Origin of the sequence: uncultured Porphyromonas sp. (assembly GCF_900541275.1) — a bacterium.
Taxonomy (GTDB): domain Bacteria; phylum Bacteroidota; class Bacteroidia; order Bacteroidales; family Porphyromonadaceae; genus Porphyromonas_A.
The window spans coordinates 325,412-348,138 of sequence record NZ_UQJH01000001.1; the positions used below are offsets into that span (position 1 = coordinate 325,412).

At 53.5% G+C, this 22,727-nt stretch carries 16 protein-coding genes; 13 read left to right on the top strand and 3 right to left on the bottom strand.

Translation table 11 applies throughout. The annotated features are described in order from the left end of the window. Positions 1–12 precede the first annotated feature (12 nt). From QZR17_RS01340 to QZR17_RS01390, 11 genes are all read left to right on the top strand, one after another. Positions 13–3,171 carry a TonB-dependent receptor gene (locus tag QZR17_RS01340; RefSeq protein WP_297126659.1) on the top strand — a complete coding sequence of 1,053 codons (3,159 nt, stop codon included), beginning with the start codon at positions 13–15 and terminating at the stop codon, positions 3,169–3,171. Between the two features lie 32 nt (positions 3,172–3,203). Next, complete coding sequence (locus QZR17_RS01345) at positions 3,204–4,898, top strand: RagB/SusD family nutrient uptake outer membrane protein (protein WP_297126662.1); 1,695 nt, start codon at positions 3,204–3,206, stop codon at positions 4,896–4,898. Further along, positions 4,885–5,691 (top strand): endonuclease/exonuclease/phosphatase family protein, encoded by an 807-nt coding sequence (locus QZR17_RS01350; RefSeq protein ID WP_297126666.1) that lies wholly within the window; start codon positions 4,885–4,887, stop codon positions 5,689–5,691. The genes QZR17_RS01345 and QZR17_RS01350 overlap by 14 nt, the downstream gene beginning before the upstream one ends. Beyond that, positions 5,688–6,533 carry a hypothetical protein gene (locus tag QZR17_RS01355; protein WP_297126669.1) on the top strand — a complete coding sequence of 282 codons (846 nt, stop codon included), beginning with the start codon at positions 5,688–5,690 and terminating at the stop codon, positions 6,531–6,533. Before QZR17_RS01350 ends, QZR17_RS01355 begins: the two co-directional genes overlap by 4 nt. A gap of 176 nt (positions 6,534–6,709) precedes the next feature. After that, positions 6,710–7,570 (top strand): phosphatidylinositol-specific phospholipase C domain-containing protein, encoded by an 861-nt coding sequence (locus QZR17_RS01360; RefSeq protein ID WP_297126672.1) that lies wholly within the window; start codon positions 6,710–6,712, stop codon positions 7,568–7,570. Then, entirely contained in the window at positions 7,542–8,591 is a 1,050-nt protein-coding gene (locus QZR17_RS01365) for a phosphatidylinositol-specific phospholipase C domain-containing protein (RefSeq protein ID WP_297126675.1), read from the top strand. Before QZR17_RS01360 ends, QZR17_RS01365 begins: the two co-directional genes overlap by 29 nt. Next, positions 8,588–11,530, top strand: coding sequence for a GH92 family glycosyl hydrolase (locus QZR17_RS01370; protein WP_297126677.1), 2,943 nt, complete (start codon positions 8,588–8,590; stop codon positions 11,528–11,530). The genes QZR17_RS01365 and QZR17_RS01370 overlap by 4 nt, the downstream gene beginning before the upstream one ends. Positions 11,531–11,533: 3 nt before the next feature. After that, a complete protein-coding gene (locus QZR17_RS01375; protein ID WP_297126680.1) occupies positions 11,534–12,706 on the top strand; it encodes an alkaline phosphatase in 1,173 nt (390 codons plus the stop codon). Then, positions 12,703–14,160 carry a metallophosphoesterase gene (locus QZR17_RS01380; RefSeq protein ID WP_297126683.1) on the top strand — a complete coding sequence of 486 codons (1,458 nt, stop codon included), beginning with the start codon at positions 12,703–12,705 and terminating at the stop codon, positions 14,158–14,160. Before QZR17_RS01375 ends, QZR17_RS01380 begins: the two co-directional genes overlap by 4 nt. 1 nt (position 14,161) lies before the next feature. Then, the gene (locus QZR17_RS01385; protein WP_296158972.1) at positions 14,162–15,367 is read left to right on the top strand and encodes a DNA-binding transcriptional regulator; all 1,206 of its coding nucleotides are present in this window, start codon (positions 14,162–14,164) and stop codon (positions 15,365–15,367) included. After that, on the top strand, positions 15,367–16,983 hold the full coding sequence (locus QZR17_RS01390; RefSeq protein WP_297127141.1) for a trehalase family glycosidase: 1,617 nt from the start codon (positions 15,367–15,369) through the stop codon (positions 16,981–16,983). The genes QZR17_RS01385 and QZR17_RS01390 overlap by 1 nt, the downstream gene beginning before the upstream one ends. A gap of 175 nt (positions 16,984–17,158) precedes the next feature. Here the strand turns inward: QZR17_RS01390 and QZR17_RS01395 are convergent, their stop codons facing one another. Beyond that, positions 17,159–17,317: a hypothetical protein gene (locus tag QZR17_RS01395; protein ID WP_297126686.1), complete on the bottom strand. Its 159-nt coding sequence runs from the start codon at positions 17,315–17,317 to the stop codon at positions 17,159–17,161. Between the two features lie 3 nt (positions 17,318–17,320). On the opposite strand from QZR17_RS01395, the gene QZR17_RS01400 reads away from it, so the two are divergent. Both QZR17_RS01400 and QZR17_RS01405 read left to right on the top strand, forming a co-directional pair. Further along, positions 17,321–19,357, top strand: coding sequence for a trypsin-like peptidase domain-containing protein (locus tag QZR17_RS01400; protein WP_297126689.1), 2,037 nt, complete (start codon positions 17,321–17,323; stop codon positions 19,355–19,357). A gap of 11 nt (positions 19,358–19,368) precedes the next feature. Further along, a complete protein-coding gene (locus QZR17_RS01405) occupies positions 19,369–20,562 on the top strand; it encodes a DUF4369 domain-containing protein (protein ID WP_297126692.1) in 1,194 nt (397 codons plus the stop codon). A 90-nt stretch (positions 20,563–20,652) separates the two neighbouring features. Here QZR17_RS01405 and thiL read toward each other — a convergent pair whose 3' ends face one another. After that, a complete protein-coding gene (gene thiL, locus QZR17_RS01410) occupies positions 20,653–21,687 on the bottom strand; it encodes a thiamine-phosphate kinase (protein WP_297126694.1) in 1,035 nt (344 codons plus the stop codon). A gap of 274 nt (positions 21,688–21,961) precedes the next feature. Then, positions 21,962–22,726, bottom strand: a complete 765-nt coding sequence (gene tsaB, locus QZR17_RS01415; RefSeq protein WP_297126697.1) for a tRNA (adenosine(37)-N6)-threonylcarbamoyltransferase complex dimerization subunit type 1 TsaB — start codon at positions 22,724–22,726, stop codon at positions 21,962–21,964. Position 22,727: the final 1 nt, after the last annotated feature.

Consider the following 22,727-nt stretch of genomic DNA (forward strand, 5'->3'; position numbering starts at 1 on the left):
GAGCATAAAAGAATGAAACGCAATAGTATCATAAAGAGCTTGTCATACCTCATAGTGACCCTTCTCCTCTCCGGGTCACTCGGTATGTCCATGGAGGCCAAGGCCCAGAAGAATAACGAGGTTACAGTAAGTGGTACCGTTATTGACGGGACCATCGATGAGCCATTCATTGGCGTGACTATCCAAGCGATAGGTACGACACTTGGCACGACCACCGACCTCAATGGGCACTTCACCATCAAGGTTCCGGATCAGGTAACCCTTTCATTCTCCTTTATTGGGTACAAGCCCAAGCAGGTAAAGGTGAATGGAGCCACAAGTGATCTGAAGGTTGTGCTGCAGGAGGACACTCAGGCACTAGAAGAGCTTGTAGTCATCGGATATGGATCCTCCCGCAAGGAGGACCTCTCCACCTCGATCTCCACCATGAATATTGACGAGAGCCTAAAGTCTCGCCCGGCAAATTTGGCTAATATGCTTCAGGGTCGTATGCCCGGTGTCACCATCCAGAACAATGGTGGTAACCCTATGAAAGGCGCGGAGCTCAATATCCGAGGCAAAGGGTCTCGCGGTGGGGATCAGGTACTCTATGTCGTGGATGGCGTACCGGGTGCACCCTTCAACATTGAGGATGTAGAGAACATTACTGTCCTGAAGGACGCCTCCTCGGCAGCCATCTATGGTGCCTCTGTAGGATCCGGCGGTGTGATCGTGGTAACCACTAAGAAGGCCAAGGAGGGCAACCTGCATGTGGATATCAACAGTTCCTATAGCTTTGACCAGATCACCAAGAAACCTCAGGTAACCACAGCAGGTCAGTATATCAAGGTGTGGAATAAGGTCGTAGAGAATGGCGATGCAGCTGCTCTGCCCGCAGTGGCTAACGTCAGCCTGTACCCATATGGGATGATTGATCGCACCAATTGGATGGATGAGATCTTCCGCCTCGGCTCCATGAAGCATGTGGCCGCCTCAATCAGCGGTGGTAGCGAGAGGCTTAGTGCTCTATTCTCAGTATCGTATGATCGCCACGATGGTATCCTGAAGAATACGTGGTCAGATGGCTTTGGAGCACGACTCAATGCAGACTTCACAGTGAATAAGTGGCTGAAGCTCTCTCAGAGTCTCCACTTCACTCACGATAATGGTCAGGGAGGTAATATCAACGACTATGGTCACGAGGGAATCCTCGCTGACGCAACCTTCTACCCTACAGCTGCCACCATCTATGAGATGGACGAGAATGGAAAAGAAATTCTCGATGCAAAGGGAAATAAGGTGTGGGGTGGTACCATCCCGGCATACTACGCTAAGCAGGGAATATCAGGCTATGGTATGATCAATAACCCGGTAGCCTCTCTATTCCGACTCCACGAGAATCAGCCGGCATCAACCCTCTTCTCCACCACTTCACTGAATATCAAGCCCCTATACGGACTAGATATCATCAGTCGTCTCTCTCTCGGTGAGGACTGGGGTCGCTATGAGGGCTTCACACCGGCTGTCAGAGAGGTCGGAGGCCGTGGCTCGCAGAACTCCCGCTCTATCTACAACTCCCTACACAATAGGTGGATATGGGAGACCACTGCAACCTATGCACGGGTCTTTGGGGACGACCACCACATCAGCGCGATGGCGGGGTACACTATGCAGTATGACAACTGGCGTGACAACTGGGTCGAGGGGACGGAGCTGCCCAGTGAGGATCTCAATAAGATCATCCTCTCCAATGCCACCAAGATCCCAGTCAAGCCGACTGAGGGCATCGTAGAGGAGTCTATGATCTCCGGCTTTGGTCGCATTGCTTATTCCTATGCCGACAGATACTTCTTTACTGCCTCCGTGCGTAACGACCTTTCCTCCAAGCTGGACCCATCCCACCGCTCGGCAGTCTTCCCTGCCGTCTCCGGATCGTGGAAGATCTCCAGTGAGGACTTTATGAAGGATATGGACGCCATCAATCTCCTTAAGATCCGCGCCAGCTGGGGTCAGGTAGGAAGCGTGGCAACCGTAAATCCATACGCCTACAATGTCTCTATGGCACAAGCACGCCAGACTGTATTTGGCATAGACAACCATACAGTAACCGGTTATTACCAAAGGGGTATCTCTAATACGGACCTCAGATGGGAGACCACGGAGTCATGGGGAGTGGGACTTGATTTGGGTCTCTTTGACAGACTCTCACTCACGGTAGACTACTTTCACAAGCTCACTAAGGACCTCATCGAGCGAGTACCGATCGTCTCCACGATGGGTGTCGAGGAGGAGCCTCTGGGTAATGTAGGTTCCGTCTTGAATAAGGGCTGGGAGTTTCAGCTTAATTACAATGATCGCTCGGGGGACTTCACATGGGGCGGATTTGCCAATATGAGTATCATCAACTCAGAGGTACTCGACCTCGGCAGTCGTGACTACATCCAGGACAACCTGGTCGTCAATGGTATGTCACCCATCCGCTCCAAGGTGGGTCTGCCATGGCAATCCTTCTATCTACAGGAGGCTGACGGAATCTTTAAGAGCAACGAAGAGGTGGCAGCCTATACCCACAAGGATCCTGAGACCGGTGCTGTATCTCCCATACAGCCCAATGCCAAGGCGGGAGACATCAAGTTTGTGGATCAGAATAATGATGGAGTCATCAATACGAAGGACTATAAGTACTTCGGCTCCTATATGCCCAAGTTCACCTTCTCATTTGGAGCCAACTTCGGCTGGAATGGAGTGGACCTCTCCATAGACTTCCAGGGGATCCAGGGCAATCAGATCTACAACGCCTACAAGCAGATGACTCTCACAGGTCGCGGAGTGGAGGGCAATATGAACGCCCTCGTGATGAAGTCCTTCGACTTTGACCCCAACTCCGGCATCCCGAGGATAGGTGTGGCAAAGGATGAGAATGGCAACTACTCGAGTGCCAACAGCTACTTCCTCGAGGACGGCAGCTACCTGAGACTAAAGAATGTGACCCTCGGCTACACGCTTCCCAAGGTCTGGATGGAGGCTATATCTATGCCCAGGGCAACGGTACGCTTTTATCTCAATGGATCCAACCTCATTACCTTTACCAAGTATAGTGGCATTGATCCCGAGGTAGGAAGATATGGAGTGGATGCCGGACGCTATCCACTGTCTCGCACTTTTTCCTTTGGACTTAATCTCAGTCTCTGATTATAATGGATCGAATAAGAACGAATACGACTATGACACCCAATACAAAAAGCATACTCTCCGGACTCTGCGCCGGGCTGATACTTATCGGCAGCGGATCGCTCATTACCTCGTGTGCTGATAGCGACTTCCTCAATCACGAGCCTTATGCCAACGGAGACACAAATAAGGACTTCTACAAGGATCCAAACAACCTCCGTCTCGCAGTAGATGCACTCAATCGCTTCACGAGCGAGGAAGGAACGACAGGTCGTGGCTACATGTGGATGGAGAACGCATCTGACAACTGCATCACCGGTCGTAATCAAGCCGAAGCAGCTCAGATCAAGAACTTCACTATGGACGCCAATAATGGTCGTGACTGGAATGAGAACTGGGATCGTATGTATCAGGTGATCAGCTCAGCCAACGAGCTGATCAAGGCTGTAGACAATCTCCATGTAGATGGAGAGCTAAGAGACTACGTCCTTGGCAACGCCTACTTCTATCGTGGAATGGCCTATCTCTGGCTGGCTCCCTGGCACGGCGATGATGGTCCCAATGGAGGGATCCCCATCATTACTGACAAGACACCGGTATCAGAAATGGACACCGAGCGACCCAAGAGTGTCCTTGAGAATTACGATCTGATCATCTCGGATATGGATCAGGCGGCTGCACACCTACCTCTCTTCTCCCAGCAATCTGAGGACCAATACGGGCGTCCGTGGAAGGCAGCAGCATGGGGCCTTGCCGCCCGAGCAGCGCTATATGCATCCCAATTCGATGCGAAGTATTACGACAAAGTGATAGAGTACTGCGATAAGATCATCCAACTCTCAGGAGTCGACAAGCGGTCTCTGTACCCAGACTTCTCAACACTCTTCACTGCCAAGAATAACTTCTCTTCCGAGTACATTTTTTCATTCCTCGGATCAGCTACAGCAGCAGCCGGACCCAAGTGGCATGGGATGAGTTTCCAGAACGGAGGCTTCGGGAGGTTCAACACATGGGGATACTTTTGTCCCACAGCTGAGCTCTACGAAGCATACGAGGAGGGTGATGTGCGTCGCCAAGCGTCTTTTGCAGGGCCCGGTGACAGAGTAGTATTTATGGATCTGGACTTTAAGCTGGGAGAGCCCGAGATCTCCAAGGATAAGCAAGGAAAGGAAATCCGAACCATTGATGACAAACGCCAGCCGTCCACCCCTGCCAATATCCTCCTAACAAAGTGGATCAGTCCCTATAGGACAACTGACAATGCAGGTAAGGAGTTCTTCAACAATGGTAACTTTATGTGTACTACTCTCGGAATGGTAGTTCTGAGATATGCTGATATCCTGCTTATGAAAGCAGAAGCTCTGATCTGGACGAAGGGAGAGGGAAATGCTGAGGCGGTCTCTATCCTCAACCAGATCAGGACCCGTGCCGGGCTGTCTTCCAACTCTCAAGGGACCAAGGCGGAGCTCAAGCAAGAGCGTCGCTGTGAGCTGGCGTTTGAGTTTCTGACCCCGAGATGGCTTGATCTGATGCGCTGGGGTGACTTTGATCTCTTAGAGCAACCCCTGCACGGATTTGATCTCAATTACTATGGGAAGACATACGATCCTACAACAGGCAAGGGCGAGAAGAAGCTGATCGAGGTCTGGCCGGCACGTAAGTTTAACCCTGCTGTGAATAAGGTCTTCCCGATCCCTCAGTCCGCCATTGACGGCTCTAAGCACCTGAAGCAAAATGTTGGCTACTAATCGAGCAGGACGGATCGCTCTAGCACTCCTTCTTGCCCTGTCTGCCCAATGGCTATCGTGGACAACAGATGCGCAGACGATCCGTGTTATGACCTATAATGTCAAGTCATTCGAGGGGGCTGTTGAGACTACTCTCGGTCACAAGTATGTGATGAAGCCCTTCTTTGATGCCTTTGACAAAGTATCGCCCGACATCTGCGTGATTAACGAGCTTGAGGTCTACACGGATGCTCTTGGTGATCGTAACCCACTGGCGGAGCTTGCGGGGCATTTGGGAATGCTCTACTACTTCTGTAAGTCTTACGACCGCTCGGAGCTCAATAGAGGTGCAGGACTCTATGGGAATGGAATCCTTTCTCGCTATCCGATCATCCGGATGGACTGCCGTAGGCTGTCAATGCCTACGGGATCGTCTGATCCTCGGAGTGTTTTCTGGGCTGATCTCCTTCTGCCTAATGGGAAGGTGATCCGTGTAGTAGGTACCCACCTGGACCATACAGGAGGGCAAGTGGAGCAGCTTTCTGAAATTCTCAAGAGAAACGAGGTCTTTGAGACGAATCGCCCCATAATTATGATGGGCGACTTCAATACTGACCCCGGCACGGTTAGTTACGCGCTCGGTCTCTTTGGGAATAAGCTCGCTATCACAGCAAACCATTGGGTGGACTACATACTCACCACACCCGATATCAAGTGTGGATCCCCAAAGGTTGATCCCTTTCGCATCAATCATGAGGGTGCCAGCTATGATATATCCGATCACGCCTCCGTATATATGGACCTTACATTATGATAGGAGTTGATAGAAGGATTAGGAATAGTAAGGTTGCCTTGGCTGCCTGCTGCCTGCTATTTCTTAGCAGTTGTGGGGGACAAAAGCCCTCACCAAGCCCCCAGCCGGAGCCTAAAATTCCTGACACGAATGAGGAGACAAAAACTCCGGAGTGGAATAAGAATCGTACCATATCTCTCTTGGTTGTTACCAATAAGGATGGCGAAAATCTGGGGAGCTCTCTATCAGACTACGAAGCTGTGTGCAGAAAATTAGTTTCTCTCCCAAGAGAAAAAGTATCTGCCTATATGCTTATGGGCGTTAGTCCATACAGCAAGGATGGACGAGAGTTTTCCCCTAATGCGGTCATTTCGGATGCAGTTAAGTGCTTCCCGATATTTAACCCAAGCTCCCTAAAGAGCGGAAATCTCCTCTTAGCTAAGGACTGGGCTCAAAAGTTTGAAGGGAAATCCCTATCCGGAACTGGTTGTTTCTTGACTACTGCCGGTCTGAAGCTTATGGCAACCGGAGAAAAGCAACTCAGCTATGACATAAACCTCGGTCTCGTCACACTGAATGAGAGCGGAGACCCGGACGCTCTCAACAAACGACTTTTGACGGAAACTAATTTTCCCTCCTCGATCTTCCTACTTGGATCAGGAAGCAAGTCAATGATTAGCCAGATCAATGAGATAAAGGGGTATGAGAAGAAAATGGTAAACCTCTCTGACAACGGAGACGTGGCCCTCTTTATTATGGCTCCTAAGTCCTATCTGCTAAGGTCAAGTGAGAAGCTTTTTGACCTCCAAGAGGGAAAGGTCGTAGGTCTGCGTCTGCAGGTGGAAGCTGCTGTGGGTCGATGAGTCTAAAGTCAGCCTAACCTTTTTATTTTTCAGCCGCCTAGCCGAGAGTTAGATCAGCTCTCTACTAGGCGGCTGTATGGTATTTCTATATTTATCAATGCGAGATGCAATCATTTTTCCCCGAGCTGAAGAGTAGACTGACTCCTACCTTGCTCACACTACTGCTGACCTCAGGTATGATAGGAGGTTGTGGGAGGGCGCCGGAGACGAGACTGATCGATCTAGCGATCGTGGGGACGCATGATGCCGCAGCCTTTAGCGCCTCGCCTCAGCTTCGGTGCCAAGACCTGACGCTGGAGGAGCAGCTGGAGGTCGGTGTCCGAGCCTTTGACCTCCGACTCGTTGACCGATATGACGGGTCCGGGTATATGGATTTGTATCATGGTGAGGAGTCGCTTGGACTCGAGTTCACAGAGGAGGTTCTGCCACTTTTCACCCAATTTCTCAACGCCCATCCGGACGAATTCGTTATCTTGTCACTCCGTAAGGAGGATGATGAGCGCCACTCGCAGGAGGAAATGAAGGCATACAGCGAATCTCTTCGGCGTGCGCTGGAGAGACCCGAAGTAGCACGGCTCCTCTACAGAGGACAGCTTACTTGGGAGACCAAGATCTCAGAAGTGCGTGGCAAACTGCTCATCCTGCTCCGCACAAGGATCGATGAGGATGTCTGCCTGCCCTACTTTGATGGATTTCAGGACGACACCACCTTTGTGGCTCGCTTAGTCAATCCATGTGGCGGTACATTAGATCTATTGGTGGAGGATGAGTATATGATCCGGGACACTGCCAAGATGAGCGACAAGAAGGCTGCCCTGTCTGATGTCCTCGAGCGCTCCGACAGTCTACCAGACCACTGGCTGATCGCCTTCCTCAGTGGCACCGGAAACACAACACCGCAGAGGGTGGCTCGTGAGGTCAATCCATTTGCATACCTGCTTCTTAGAGAGAGGAAGATGGTTCCCGGAGGAGTCTACTTCATTGACTTTGTAGGTACAGAGGATACTAGTGACCTGCTTAAATGCTTTAATGATTAATAATGAATACTTCACTATAATGATGAATAAATCAGCACTATACACACTTCCCGTTCTTCTTCTCTTTATCCTCAGCGGGTGCCATAGCCTGGGCGGAGATCCGGAGGAGTCACCAACGCTCTCCCCAGAGAGTGTGAGCAACGACATCACTTTACCAAAGATCCCAGACTCCTCTCCTCGAGTCATCGACTTGGCGGTACCCGGGACTCATGACTCCGGGGCTCTAAGAGGTGGTCTTGCAGCACAGTGTCAGGATCTCTCTATCTCCGGGCAGCTGAACATTGGGATCCGAGCTTTTGACCTGCGTCTAGTAGACCGATATAACGGATCGGGTAAGATGTACATATATCATGGCATCATCCCTCAGAGGATGGAACTGACGGAGGATATACTACCGGTTTTCTTAGACTTCCTCAAGTTGCACCCTGAAGAGTACCTGTTTCTCTCTTTTCGTAAGGAGGATGATGCCAAGGGGGACACGCAATTCCGACAGGCTTACATCAACTCACTATCCAAAGCACTCAGTACTGAGGAGGTGCGGGATTTTCTATACACCGGCAACCTAACGCCCGAGACAACCGTCAGAGATATACAGGGGAAGATGGTAATCCTAAATCGCACCACAGTCACAGGAGAAGTATGGGCACACAACTTTGAGGGCTTTAGAGACAACACGATATTTGAGTGCCGGCTTACCAACCCATCCAAGCCACCACTCTATCTGATCGTCGAAGATCAGTACAAGGTGAGTGACATCGTCCGAATGGAGGATAAGAAACTGGCAATACAGGCCTCGCTTGACCTCATTGCAAAGAAGCCGGATTACTGGAGCATCACCTATCTCAGTGGGTCTGCTCCGGCCGTACCTCTCGCTGTTGCGCGTATCGTCAACCCCTTTGCTCTGACCATACTTTCCATTGAGAAACCGCTTCCCGGTGGGATCTACTTTATGGACTTTGCCGGAATGCCTGAGGCGAGAGGTATCATTAAACTTTGCGAAATAAACAACTCTAAACTATGAATGTAAAGCTATCGGTAGGGGTCGGACTGTGTCTCTGCCTTCCACCGCTCTACTCCTGTGGTAAGAGTACCAAAGAAGAACTGATCATCCCCGATCCGGAGAGGCTCTATGAGTTGGTCGATCCCTTTGTAGGAACCGGATTTCACGGGCACACGTTCCCCGGAGCTACTGCTCCGATGGGAATGGTGCAACTAAGTCCGGAGACTCGCTGGGAGGGCTGGGATGCCTGTGCAGGGTATCACTACGATGACGACTCGCTCTACGGCTTTGCCCACACCCACCTCTCCGGTACCGGATGCAGTGACCTCGGGGATGTGATTTTCCTCCCCACCATCGACAGCGAGCGCTACACTGAGCACATTGACGAGGAGCGGTTACCCAAGGTGGGATTTAGCCACGACCGCGAAAAGGCACATGCAGGCTACTACAGCGTGGAGCTCGAGAACGGCATCAAGGCTGAGCTCACTGCCAGCTCCCTTATGGGTGTCCATCGCTACACTTACCCAAAGGGGGCAGAGGAAGCATCACTCCTGATCGACTTAGTCAATATCAAAGGGGACGAGATCGTAGAAAGCGGACTGGAACAGACCTCAGAGAGTACACTGAGGGGCTACACGATCACCAATGGCTGGGTACCTCGGCAGCACGTCTACTTTGCCGCCCACCTGAGTCGTCCGATACGAGAAGCCAAGCTTTTCCTTAATGGAGAAGAGGTGGATGGACTGATCGCAAGGGGCGACTCCATACGGGCCATACTGTCTCTAGATGCCGGCGATGAAGGCATGGTGGAGATCTTTGTCGGGCTCTCACAGACCTCTATGGAGGCTGCGGAGGCAAATCTCAATGCGGAACTCTCAAGATGTGGCGCGACTTTCGATCAAGTACAAGCCGATACAGAAAAGCAGTGGAGTTCTCTTCTCTCTAAAGTCAAGGTAAAAGAGGGGAAGAAGGAGGACCTCACTTGCCTCTACACCGCCCTTTATCACTCCCTTGTTGCGCCCAATAGGATAAGTGATGCCGACGGAAGCTATCGGGGTATGGACGATGAGATCCACCGGGCATCCGGCGTGAGCTACTCTACCCTATCGCTCTGGGACACCTTCCGCGCGGAGCACCCCCTCCTTACCCTGCTTTTCCCGGAGGTAGTACCGGATCTCTGCCGATCTATGATGCAGATGTACCGTGAGGGAGGAGAGCTACCCATTTGGCCGCTCTATGGTGGTGAGACTCGCACTATGATCGGCTACCATGCCGTCTCCGTACTGGCTGATGCCTACCTCAGCGGACAGCTTGGCAATCTTGATCCGTTGGAGGTGCTTAAGGCGATGATCAAATCCTCTAACATCAATAAGAAAGGCTCCGATGCCTACTCCCGACTGGGATTCATTCCCGCCAATACGCACAACGAGTCCGTCTCCTGCACTCTCGAGTATGCGTACGATGACTGGTGCATAGCTCGAATGGCGGAGGCACTCGGGGAGACAGAGATTGCGGACACCTACTACCAGCGAGCTCAGAATTACACCCACCTCTTTGACGGCAGCACCAAGTTCTTCCGCGGACGACATGAGGACGGATCGTGGGGAGCCGACTTTGACCCCTACGAGTTAAGCAAAGACTACACCGAGGCCAATGGCTGGCAGTATCGCTTTGCTCCTATGCACGATGTGGAGGGAATGATCGCTCTCCATGGTGGAGCTGGCGGGATGCTCGATGCCCTCGACAATCTCTTTAGCGATACCACACCGGCAGGAGACCTCCAGGACATCACAGGGCTCATCGGGCAGTATGCTCACGGCAATGAGCCGAGCCATCATCTTTCCTTCCTTTACAATTACCTCGGTCGTCCCTCCCGTACACAAGAGCTGACGCGTCAGATCCTGGATGAATTGTACGACGACACCCCGGAGGGTATTAGCGGCAATGAGGACTGCGGTCAGATGTCCGCTTGGTATCTCTTCACCGCCCTCGGTCTCTATCCGGTGACACCGGTGAGTGGAGAGCTCCAGATCACCACCCCTCGCTTCCGAGAGGTGACTCTGACGCTCCCGAAAGGCAAGCTCACCATTACCACCGACAAGGATCCAGCAGAGTATCCTTATGTCCGCTTCATCAGCCTAAATGGGAAGGAGCTTCACCGCCTCTTCGTCACCATCAAGGAGCTCACTGAGGGTGGCACACTCGCCTTCACACTCTCCGACAAACCTGTGGATGACTTCGTGGTAGAGGAGAGGCCCTACAGTATGACCCGCAAGGACTTCGTGTCTCCCGTCTACAGCTCGGATGACATCACGCTCTTCCACGACCAAGTGAGCGTAAGCTTAGCCTCAGCAACCCCGGGAGCGACAATCTACTACACGATCGATGAGGGGGAGAAAAAGGAGTATACCGGTACGCCCATCACCCTCACTCGCAGCGCAACCCTCCGAGCTTATGCCGAGAAAGACGGACTGGACCCGTCTCCCACGACCACACTCATCGTCACGAAGGCAGAGTACGCCCAAGCGCAAGATGTTTCCTCCGTTGCCGATGGTGCCGATTGGACGCTCCACGCCGGGGCGGTCGAGAGTACGGATCAGATCGCCTCGCTCCCCATCATCGGGCGCGGCGTCTGCGAGCAGCCCTCGATCGAGATGCGAGACAGGGAGGACCTTTTTGCGCTTACTTTCACAGGATTTATCCAGGTGCCGGAGACCGATGTCTACGAGTTTCGGCTCACTTCCGATGATGGATCCGTCCTACGGATACACGACCGACCGATTGTCCTCAATGACGGCTCGCACGCCTTCGTCTCAGCAACCGGCAAGGTTGCACTCAGTCGCGGACTCCACCCCTTCACCCTAGTCTACTGGCAAGGTGCCGAGGGCAAGGGTCTTCGCTTAGAGTACCGTCGACGCGGTCAGACAGACTACACCACACCCACCCTCAAGCACAAATAATCCATGAAAGCTACAGCCAAACACCTCCTCATAAGCCTTCTGCTCTTAGGTCTCTCTGCTTCGGCACAGGAGCCGAGCCGTCAGACTGTCACTCTACCCTCCACCTACGAGACCGTAACTGTTCGCCCAGTGGGAGGGACGAAGGTACGTAACGTCGTCCTGATGATCGGCGATGGTATGAGCCTAGCCCACATTGCTGCCCTCCGTACTGTCAATAAGGGACACATCAATCTCTCTAACGCTCAGGCCACCGGACTGGTCATCACCACAGCACTCGACAAGCTCGTGACCGACTCCGCCGCAGCCGCCACTGCGATGAGTACAGGGCACAAGGCTCGCTACCACACCCTCGCTGTGGATAGTCTCGATAGCCCCTACGCCACCATCATTGATCACGCCCACAGTGCCGGTCTCGGTACCGGAGTGATCAGCACCTGCCGTCTCTACGATGCCACCCCGGCTGCCTTCCTCGCCCACAGCGCTGAGCGAGAGGCACCCTATGAGATCATCGGGCAATTCCCCGGTAGCAATTGTGACCTCATCATGGGCGGAGGCGCAAAGGTCTTTACCGACAGACCTGATGGGCGCAATATCTTCCGCGAGATGGAGAAGAAAGGGTATCGCGTCACCCGAAGCCTCAAGGACTTCTCCGCAGGTGAGAAGAGTCCGTCCGGACGCGAACTCTGTGTCTATGCTGAGAAGGACGTACCTGTACCACTGGAGCGAGGCGAACTACTCTCTGAGGCCTCACGACTTGCCCTTGATCACTTAGCGAAGCAGACGCCAGAGGGTTTCTTCCTGATGATTGAGGGATCCCAGCTGGACGACTACGGACATACCAACGATCTCGACCTACTGATGCAGGAGACGGCAGACTTTGACCGAGCCATAGGGACAGTTATGAAGTGGGCGGAGGGCGATGGCGAGACGCTAGTCATCGTCACGGCAGACCACGAGACCGGAGGACTCACCATCCTCGGGGGAGACGAGGAGAGGGGCGAAGTAGAGGGAAACTTCTCCACCGGGGGGCATAGTGGCGTGCTGGTACCGATATACCTCTATGGTCCGTCAGCAGACCACTTCACTGGCATATACCACAATACCGAGATTTACCATAAAGTTATGCACCTACTCGGACTCTCTGAGCGATGCACCCAAGAGACCATCAAGCCATGAAGCGACTACTTATACCCATCGTCCTACTCCTCCTGAGCCTAAGCACCCTATCGGCACAAGATCAGCGTGGGGTGCTACGCTTTAGAGCCGACAGCACGTTTCGGATCGCTCAGTTTACCGATCTTCACATTGACCCCACTTCCGCCAATACCCCACGCACCTACGAGATCCTTCGGGAGGTGATCCGCTCAGAGCAACCGGACCTGGTCCTGCTGACCGGTGATGTCATCACGGAGCGACCTGCGGTAGAGGGCTGGAGGTCTCTCGCTCGGTTCTTTGAGGAGGAGAGGCAGCCCTACGGTGTTCTCCTTGGTAACCACGACGCAGAGGTACTATCCAAGGACTCCATCTATGATCTCCTCGAGGGGACGCCCTATTGCGTCAGTCTCAGGGGACCGGAGGGCATTGAGGGGAAGGGCAATCAAGAGATCCGCATAGAGAGCTCCACCGGAGGAGAGATCGCCGCCCTGCTCTACCTCTTGGACTCGGGACAGTACTACAGGGACCAGTTCGTCAGCCACTACGACCACATCCACTTCGATCAGATCGACTGGCTTAGGAAAACTCATGCTCAAACCCTTGACGAGAGTGGCAGGGTGAGCATTCCATCGATGATTTTCTTCCACATACCCATACCGGAGTTCGAGATGCTAAAAGATCAAGGGAAAGGGCATATCAGCGAAGGCATCTCCTCCTCCACGCTGAATAGCGGACTCTTCAGCACACTACTGGACTTAGGTGGCGTAATGGGTGTCTTCTGTGGACACGACCATGCCAATGACGCGCTGTCTATCCGCGACGGCATCACCCTCGGCTATGGACGGGTGAGTGGACTGGACGCCTATGGTGACCTCCCGAGAGGTGGACGCCTGATCATCCTGCACGAGGGCGAGCAGCGCTTCGACAGTTGGATAACCACCCCGGAGGGCGGTCGAGGAGCCACCTTCTACTACCCCTCCGGCTTTGACTCCAACGAGGAGGAGTCAGCCCACTATCTGCCGGCACTATCTCTCGATTCAGCGACACACGGGGTGAGGTACCGCTACTATACCGGGACGATCAAGCAGACTGATCAGATCCCCACCGCCACACTTGTCAAGGAGGGAGCCCTGCCCTACCCCTCTATTGAGGGAGCAGATCGTGAGGACCACTTTGGCTACATCTTCGAGTCCCTCATCCGCATACCCGAGCGTGGGCTCTACCGCTTCTATACCTACTCAGATGATGGCTCTGTGCTCTACATTGATGGAGCTAAGGTGGTAGATAATGACGGAGGTCACAGCGCTCGCCTACGTGAGGGAGTAGTCGCTCTGGAGGCAGGTCTGCATCGGCTGAGGATTGACTACTTCGAGGACTATATGGGGCAGACTCTCGAGGTGGGCCTGACAGGGAAGGGTCTACTACGGCAGCCCATCCCGGAGAGTATCCTCTTCCTTGAACCATCTGACAGGTGATATGATACGACTGATCCTCCTGACAGACTTTACGGAGTCCTACTCCTACAAGCTCTTCGCCGGCATCCAAGCCTATGCACAGGAGCACGACCGCTGGGCCGTGTGCCGTATGCCCCCCAGCTACAAGAGCCAGCATGGTCTAGATGGTGTCCTCCAGTGGGCCAAAGCCTGGGGCGCTGATGCAATCATCGGGCGGTTTGATCCCGGTGATCGGGTCGAGTGTTTCAGAGAGGCGGGTATCCTCGCCATGGCGCAGGACTACAAGGTCCCTATCCCCTCACTCTCAGCGGTCACGGGAGACTACCGAGGGACCGGTGAGATGGCAGCAGAGTACTTCGTGCAGAAGGGGTTCACCTCCTTTGCTTTCATTGGCTACCGGGATGTCTTCTGGTCTCAGGAGAGATACTACGGATTTAAGTCCTACTTAGAGAGGGTGGGGCTAAGCAGCCAGCTCACCGACTACAGAGAGACCTCTATTGACGAAGTGTGGGACTTCCGCCAGGAGGATCTGATCCGATTTCTCGAGGGTCTTCCGCCCGAGACAGCGATCTTCGCTTGCGATGACAATGAGGGGATCCGTGTATCCGAGCTCTGCAGCGTCTCGAGTATCAGCATTCCTCAAGACGTGGCCATTCTTGGTGTGGACGACGACCAGACCATCTGTGGTCTGGCTGATCCGCCCCTCTCCAGCATAGCACTCGACATTGTACAGGGAGGGTACGAAGCGGCCACTCAGATCGACCATTACCTATCAGGGCGAAGTGATCGCCTTGAGGATGTGGTCGTGCGCCCCATCCGCATCACTGAGCGGACCTCCAGTAACATCCTCTCCATCAATGACCATGAGGTAGCCACTGCCATCCGCTTCATCCACGACCATGCCACCCAACCGCTGTCGGTCATGGATGTCGTGGCTCAGGTGCCTCTCTCGAGACGACACTTGGAGGTGCGATTTAAGCGCGCTACCCGACAGACGATCCAGAAATACATTATGAAATACCGGGTGGATAAGCTGGCCCACCTCTTGCTCACAGGAGACCGGCCGATCACTGAGCTGAGCGATGAGATGGGCTTTGTCAGCCCGAAGAACCTCTCCCGACAATTCCGCTCAGTCCTCGGGGTCTCCCCTCAGGAGTACCGTCGCATACATCACTGCACCACTGCAGATAGTCCGACCAATCAACTCACTGATACCCCACACCTATGATGCTTATGAGAAATAGATTACCACTCCTCCTACTGACCCTTGTGGTCTCCTCCCTCATCGCCTCATCGCAGATCAGCTCAGGCAACGACTCCATCTACAAGTTGCCCTACAAGAATACTTATGTCAAGAATGTCTTCGTCACAGACAATGCCTTCCGGACGATGAAGCCGGAGATCACTCGCCCCCGTTCATTTGACGAAGCAAGAGAAATCCTGCCTCTGCCACACTGGGAGGGACACGACGTTGAGATCCGTATGTACTGGGACGCCTGGAAGATCGCGGTCAATAATATCCGTCAGCCCGATGCAGGGTCGGGATTTGTCGCCACTTACATTGATACAGCATACAATGGTAATCTCTTTATGTGGGACGACTGCTTCATCCTGATGTTTGCCCGCTATGGTGCCCGATTCTTCCCCTTCCAGAGGACGCTCGACAATTTCTACGCCAAGCAACACCCCGATGGCTTCATCTGTAGGGAGATCAAGGCGGATGGTGCCGACTGCTTTGAGCGGTACGACCCTACCTCCACCGGCCCCAACCTTCTCCCATGGTGCGAGATGGTCTACTACCATCAGTACGGAGACCTTGGGCGACTTCACCGCGTCTTCCCGGTGCTCTGTGGCTACTACGACTGGCTGCGGCTCAATCGCACCTGGCGCAACGGCACCTACTGGAGCAGTGGCTGGGGAACTGGGATGGACAATATGCCACGTGTGCCGGAGGGATACAACCCAATCTATTCTCACGGACATATGATCTGGCTTGACACCAATCTCCAGCAGATCATGACCGCCTACCAGCTCCTTGAGATGGGCTTCTACATCGAGCGGTGGCAGGAGATCGAGGACTATGAGACTGATGCTCTGGCGCTTAAGGACTATGTTAATACTCAGCTCTGGGACGAGAAGAGCGGATTTCTCTACGACCAATATCGAGATGGCACACTCTGCGATGCTAAAGGGATCGGAGCCTTCTGGGCACTGATGACTGACGTGCTGGACAGACCTCGTATGGATCGCCTCGTCGCTCACCTCTCCGAGGAGTGCGAATTTGCCCGTCCCCACCCCATTCCCTCTCTCTCCGCCGATCATCCCAAGTACCGACCCAACGGTCGATACTGGCAGGGAGGCGTCTGGCCGGGGACCAATTATATGGTCATCAAGGGTCTCTCGCGACAAGGCTATAGAGACCTTGCGTACAAGATTGCGAAGCGACACTATGAGTCTGTCCTTGAGGTCTATAGGCGGACAGGTACCTTCTACGAGTACTACGCACCCGAGGAGATAGAGCCGGGATTTATGGCACGGGATCACTTTGTCGGCTGGGGTGGATTGGCACCGATCGCTCTACTGATTGAGTACCTCATCGGCATTGAGGCTGACTACCCGGAGGAGACTATCACCTGGGACATCCGTCAGCTCGAGGCGCACGGGATTGATCGTTACCCTTTTGGTCCCGAGGGATCCATTGACCTCCACTGCGCACGGCGTAGCACACCCGGAGAGAGACCGCGGGTCACAGTCCACAGCAATGTCCCTTTCACACTCATCCTCACTTACGGAGAGGGGAAGAGCGAAACTCTTCACATCCAGCCCGACAGGTCACAGCCCTGAGCGATCGGACTAATACCGATATTAGAGAATTCTTTTACCGATATTAGGAAATTCTTTTACCGGTATTAGAGCGCACTAATACCGGTAAAAGAATTGACCGATGAACATCCAACAGATCGGATTAAGATTAAAAAATAGGTAATTTTGTAGCGATATGAGACTACGTACCTATATATTAGTCGGAGTAGCCCTCCTCGTCTCGGCTCTTTGCTCGGCTCAGATTGCCACACCGGGTAGCCGCCCGGTCGGTATTGGTGGAGGGGAGACGACAAGAAGCGTGCTGCACCTTCCGGTGTCCCGACTTGGGACTTTTGACAGAGACTCTGCTCTGCATGCTATGGAAGCAGCAGATAAGGAGGCTCTCCGGGTCTATCTCTTCGCACACAAGGAGGAGACGGACATTGACCTCCTCACATTGGGTCAGCACACCAGTCTGAGGGACGGGCGGCAGGTGTGGCAGTACAGGATCAGCTCACCGGGGGCACTCAGCCTGAGCTTTTTCTTTGACAGAGTGAGCCTCCCGGAGGGTGCTATGCTCTTCGTCTACACTGATGACGGAAGCAAGGTCCTCGGCGGCTTTGGAGCTGAAAATGTAAGTTCCTCAGGTACTCTGGCGACACAGCCGATCGAGTCGGACGACGTGGTCATCGAGCTACAGGCTCCGGCGGGTACGCAGCCAATACTTCATCTGAGTGAGATCAATCATGGCGTAAGACCTTTCTCCACACGGGCAATCTTTGGCTCTAACTTCGGTCGAGGCAGCAGTTCACTCTCTTGTACACCGGAGGTAGTCTGTATGCCGGGGCTTGATGAGATGAAGCGCGCTGTGGTGGTCGTAGTCATCAATGGCGTGGGTATCGGCAGTGGCACCATGGTCAGCAATACTCAGGGAGACAAGACGCCCTACCTCCTGACAGCGGCTCACGTGTTGTCCGTCAACTTCAATCATATGGACATAGAGCATCAGGCTGAGCGGACTGTGGCGATCTTTAATTACGAGTCCCCCTCCTGTAGCGGTGAGGTGATGCCGGATATGTCTCAGTCGGTAAGCGGTGCCGTCGTTGTTGGATTTGACAAGCCGACCGATGCCTGCCTGATCCGACTCAATAACATCCCCCCGGAGAGCTACCGCCCCTATTACCTCGGATGGACGGCAGAGAGCCATCCTCAGGGGAGTTACGTCAACATCCATCACCCCCTTGCCATGACGAAGAGGGTGAACTACTACAATAAGGACGTCAAGATCAATGTCACTTGTGTGACGGATATGCACTACTTCGGTGACCACATGCACTACGAAGTGACTGCTTGGGACGTTGGGACTACAGCTGCCGGCTCATCGGGATCACCCCTTATAGATAAGGAGAAGAGGGTAATGGGTGGACTCTCTGCCGGCAGATCCTTTTGCTCAACCAAGGCAGCGGACTACTTCTTCTCCCTTGCCAATGTCTGGGCACAGAATCGCGAAGCAACACAGAGCATTGTGCGTGCACTCTCTCCCGGGGGTGCCGGTGTCCTCACCTGTGATGGTCGAGATCCCTATGGCTCACCCCGTAGCCGAGCAAAGCGGATCACCCATGTCTCCTCCGCTCTGACGGGAGACTCTCTCTCCGGACGGGGTACTCAGCTCAGCGCAGAGGAAATCCTCGGCAGTGCTGATGCGGTCGGTGAGCACTACATCCTGAAGCCTCACACGCTCCTCTATGGAGCCTATGTGATGCTGGATATGTCTCAGGTGAAGCCCAATGAGCTGAGCGACAAGGAGACCATGACCCTCGAGGTATACACCGGGGATGACACACCGGCACTCACCCTGCCGGCAGATCTCAGCAAGATCATCCACGGTACACTTGACTCTGAGAACGACCGAATCAAGTACCGAGAAGTCTTTATCCCCTTTGACCAGCCCCTTGAGCTATCCGATAGGGGCGAGCTGATACTGGCGGTGCCTACCCGGTCTCTCCCTAAGGGGGTCTCCATACTTCACCAGCAATACAGCGGTGCCGGCGGGCAGATGATGATCCGGTCAGGAAATAAATGGAGCCCGAGGACGCTCAATAGCGGCACCATCGCTCTCTGGATGGATCCGCTGATAGGTGATCCTGAGTCCGACCGATCAGCGACGAGCCAGCCCCTCTTTACCCTCACGCCCATAAGCAGGGAGCAGGTATTGGTGCAGCTTGCCGATCGTGCAGAGAGCGGGGCTGACCTCTCAATATACACACTACAGGGACAAAAGGTCTACACCAAGACCATCACCTCCCGATCCACCATCCTCGACCGGCAGATGCTGGAGGGGATGGGAGTACTTGTCATCCACGTCGATGCCGGTAGTGAGCAACTTACTGTAAAGACACTATTTCCAGCCATCTAACACCTAGTATAATGAGTCATAAGACCTTATTTACCTCTCACATAGCGACCCTCTTCATGGGTCTATTGGTGATACTCCCCTCCTGCAGCGGAGAGGGCAACAAGTTTAGGATCCAAGGGACAATCACCGGTGCTGTCGGTAAGACACTCTTCCTGGAGCACCAGGGACTAACCGCCATCGAGCCAATCGACTCTGTCGTACTCGATGAGCGAGGGAAGTACAAGATGGGTGGTGAGGCACCTGAGTACCCGGAGTTTTACCGCCTCCGGCTGGAGAAGCAAGTGATCCCCTTCAGCGTCGACTCCATAGAGACGATAACCATCAATAGCGATGCACAGAGTTTTGCCACAGGGTACACCGTGGAGGGCTCGATCCCTGCGGAGAAGATCAAGCACGTCTGGCTCGCACAGCTGGATGCTAATGTCGCCATGTCGCAGCTGGTGCAGAAGTACGATGCCGGCAAGATCTCCTATGTAGACTTTGCCAGCCATAGGGACAGCATTCTTCAGAGCTACAAGGATGTGGCCCAGGAGGTGATCTTTGAGGATCCGAAGTCCCCTGTTGCCTACTTTGCTCTCTTTCAGCAGATCGATGGCAACCTTATTTTCAATATCTACGACAAGAAAGACTCACGCATCTTTGCCGCTGTGGCTAATGTTTACGACACCTTCTATCCTGAGAGTGAGCGGAGAGACCATCTCTACAACCTTGCACTTCGCTCAATAGCTGTCGTGCGTCAGCAGGAGAAGGCCGCCCGGGAGATCGCTAAGGTAGACTCCCTGTCGCGTCCAGAGGTTCACCGCATCGGCTACTTTGACATCTCGCTTCCTAACATCGATGGCAAGGAGGTCCGTCTCTCGGAAGTAGCTAAGGATCATATGACACTGCTGAGCTTCACCACTATGGACACAGACTGGAGCGTAGCTTATCAGAGTCAGATCAGTAGCCTCTATCAGACCTACACCGGACGTGGTCTCAGGATCTACCAGGTCAGCTTTGACGGGGACAGCTATGTGTGGAAAAACAGAGTAGCTCAGCAGCCATGGCACAATGTGAGAGACGCTGATGGGGTATACTCCTCACTCATCGGGCTGTACAACATAGGCTCCCTCCCTGCCCTTTTCCTGATCAATGCTCAAGGGGATATCGTAGCGAGGGCAAGCTCCTTTGATGAGCTTCGCAGTCTGATCGACAAGCAACTGTAAGTCCTCCCTTTTGAGAGAAAAAAGAGTGTGTTCCCCACCCACCCGGGTAAGGAACACACTCTTCTTTTTCTCAATGGGTAAGAGAGTCTCTTATCGGAAGTGATTGTAGGGGCGGAAGTCCCTCGTCACATGCCTTTTTTTCCTCTCCCAGTGGATCACAGGCTCACCACCCTGCATAGAGCTGACTCTGCCTATGACGGTAAGAGGCGGGATGCCACTTTTTCGGTCCGGCTCGGGCAACTGGTCAAGATCACTCTCGGATATGGTAAAGAGCAACTCGTAGTCCTCGCCTCCGGTCACAGCCATAGTCTCGCTGCTCCACTTGGTACGCTTGGAGCACTCTGTCTCCAACTCGTCAGAGATGGGTAGCTTATCTAGCTGTATTGTGGCATCAACATGCGACTGAGACAGGATCTTGGGAAGGTCGGAGACAAGTCCATCGGAGATATCCATCATAGCGTGCACACCGGGGATCTTAGAGAGTGCCTGACCCAGAGCTAGTCGAGGAGAGGGCTCGTAGTACCGCTGGAGGAGGTGGGTCTGCTCTTCGGTGCCATGTGCCTCAACCCTCCTATTCCGCTCATCAGCGATCAAGCGTCCTGCGCAAGAGTCACCAAGCGTGTCGGATACCACGATGAGATCACCTGACTGAGCGGTACTTCGGATCTTCTCATCCCCCTTAAGTACCTTGCCGAGGATCGTGACACTAACCACTATATCTCCATTACTCCGCACCGTGTCGCCACCCAGCAGAGCAGTGTGGTGGCGATTGGTCAGGTAAGCATACCCATCACTGAAGCTCTTGATCCAGCTCTCGTCCAGGTGCGGAGGCAACGCCAAGGAGAGAAAGCTCGCTATAGGTGTGCCACCCATAGCAGCAATGTCGCTTAGATTGACAGCAAGAGACCGCAGACCAAGCTGGTATGGGGTCATTTGCCCCACCTTGAAGTGGACTCGCTCCACAAGCATATCTGTCGAGACAAGATAGTAGTAGGCATCATCGTAGAAGCTAAACATTGCGCAGTCGTCACCGATGCCAAGCGCTAAGCCAGGCATATGCTCCCGAGTCAGTGCTCTTAGCATCTGAATAATACCACTCTCTCCCAGGTCTTTAAGCGTTCCCATTATTTATTTCTTAATTAGAGTTTGGCTTTATCCCGTTGACCTCAGCGACAATTCCCCATACGGATGTACCGAGATCCACATTTGATTATGTGCAGGCGGGTGCAATGATACCTCCTTAGCCCGATCATTTCAAACCATATGCCCCATTTGACGTCTCCTGATCAGGTACGTGATTAGTCAGGGGTGAAAAACTTCGGGCTCAGTCACGCATTTAGATACGCAATCAAGCCCGAAGCTCTTAAGATTCTATTTTAGCCGAATACGGCTTTGCGGATTAGGCATCGTGCATAAGACGGGAGAGTACCTTATTGATACTTTTCTTTGCCTCGTACTCCTTGAGATAGTAGGGCTCCCAGTAGGCGACATCCTCAGTCGCTCCATGCGCTATGCTCTCAATGACACGACTGAGCATAGCATCGGCACGAGGGTGCAGGTCATAGATGAGATGGGAGCCGGGTAGAAGCTCATCAAAGAGCCCCTTTGCCTTCTCTGCCCCGTTACCAAAGTAATAGAGAAGCTTGTCACCGACAATCTCTCTAATCCTGAGCCGACTATTCGAATCAGTGAGGACCACAGCAGCAATGTCGGTCTGAGGGACAACGACACCGGAGTAGTCAGCTCCATAGCTGCCGGTATAGATAGCGGTGTAGACCTCCATCCTGCGAGCGTCAATCATCGGCATCAGGAGTGCATTAGGGTAGTCAAGCTCATCCTCCATATCGAAGAGCGTCATTGCAAGGAGCTCTGTCGTCATCACGGAGACGAGTGGTATGCCAAGAGACCAGCAGAGACCCTTAGCGTAAGAGGCGCCTATGCGAAGTCCGGTGTAGCTACCGGGACCACCTGCGACCCCGACACCGCGGAGGTCCCGACGGTAATCGAATCGGTTGAGCATACGACTTGCCATCGCAGCAAGTTGCTCGGCGTGCTTATTGGTTCCGCTGGACTCCTCGTAGTCCACGATCTCATCCCGACTGCCAAGGGCTACAGAGCAGACCTCAGTGGAGGTGTCGAGGAGCAGATAGTATTCTTCGTTCATA

Excerpts from the sequence above, each read along its gene's own strand:
- QZR17_RS01405 (WP_297126692.1), top strand. The coding sequence starts at position 19,369 with ATGAGTCATAAGACCTTATTTACCTCTCACATAGCGACCCTCTTCATG.
- QZR17_RS01385 (WP_296158972.1), top strand. The coding sequence starts at position 14,162 with ATGATACGACTGATCCTCCTGACAGACTTTACGGAGTCCTACTCCTAC.
- QZR17_RS01350 (WP_297126666.1), top strand. The coding sequence starts at position 4,885 with ATGTTGGCTACTAATCGAGCAGGACGGATCGCTCTAGCACTCCTTCTT.
- QZR17_RS01360 (WP_297126672.1), top strand. The coding sequence starts at position 6,710 with ATGATAGGAGGTTGTGGGAGGGCGCCGGAGACGAGACTGATCGATCTA.
- QZR17_RS01400 (WP_297126689.1), top strand. The coding sequence starts at position 17,321 with ATGGAAGCAGCAGATAAGGAGGCTCTCCGGGTCTATCTCTTCGCACAC.
- QZR17_RS01375 (WP_297126680.1), top strand. The coding sequence starts at position 11,534 with ATGAAAGCTACAGCCAAACACCTCCTCATAAGCCTTCTGCTCTTAGGT.
- QZR17_RS01355 (WP_297126669.1), top strand. The coding sequence starts at position 5,688 with ATGATAGGAGTTGATAGAAGGATTAGGAATAGTAAGGTTGCCTTGGCT.
- QZR17_RS01390 (WP_297127141.1), top strand. The coding sequence starts at position 15,367 with ATGCTTATGAGAAATAGATTACCACTCCTCCTACTGACCCTTGTGGTC.
- QZR17_RS01395 (WP_297126686.1), bottom strand. The coding sequence starts at position 17,317 with ATGCAGAGCAGAGTCTCTGTCAAAAGTCCCAAGTCGGGACACCGGAAG.
- thiL (WP_297126694.1), bottom strand. The coding sequence starts at position 21,687 with ATGGGAACGCTTAAAGACCTGGGAGAGAGTGGTATTATTCAGATGCTA.
- QZR17_RS01380 (WP_297126683.1), top strand. The coding sequence starts at position 12,703 with ATGAAGCGACTACTTATACCCATCGTCCTACTCCTCCTGAGCCTAAGC.
- QZR17_RS01370 (WP_297126677.1), top strand. The coding sequence starts at position 8,588 with ATGAATGTAAAGCTATCGGTAGGGGTCGGACTGTGTCTCTGCCTTCCA.
- QZR17_RS01345 (WP_297126662.1), top strand. The coding sequence starts at position 3,204 with ATGACACCCAATACAAAAAGCATACTCTCCGGACTCTGCGCCGGGCTG.
- tsaB (WP_297126697.1), bottom strand. The coding sequence starts at position 22,726 with ATGAACGAAGAATACTATCTGCTCCTCGACACCTCCACTGAGGTCTGC.
- QZR17_RS01340 (WP_297126659.1), top strand. The coding sequence starts at position 13 with ATGAAACGCAATAGTATCATAAAGAGCTTGTCATACCTCATAGTGACC.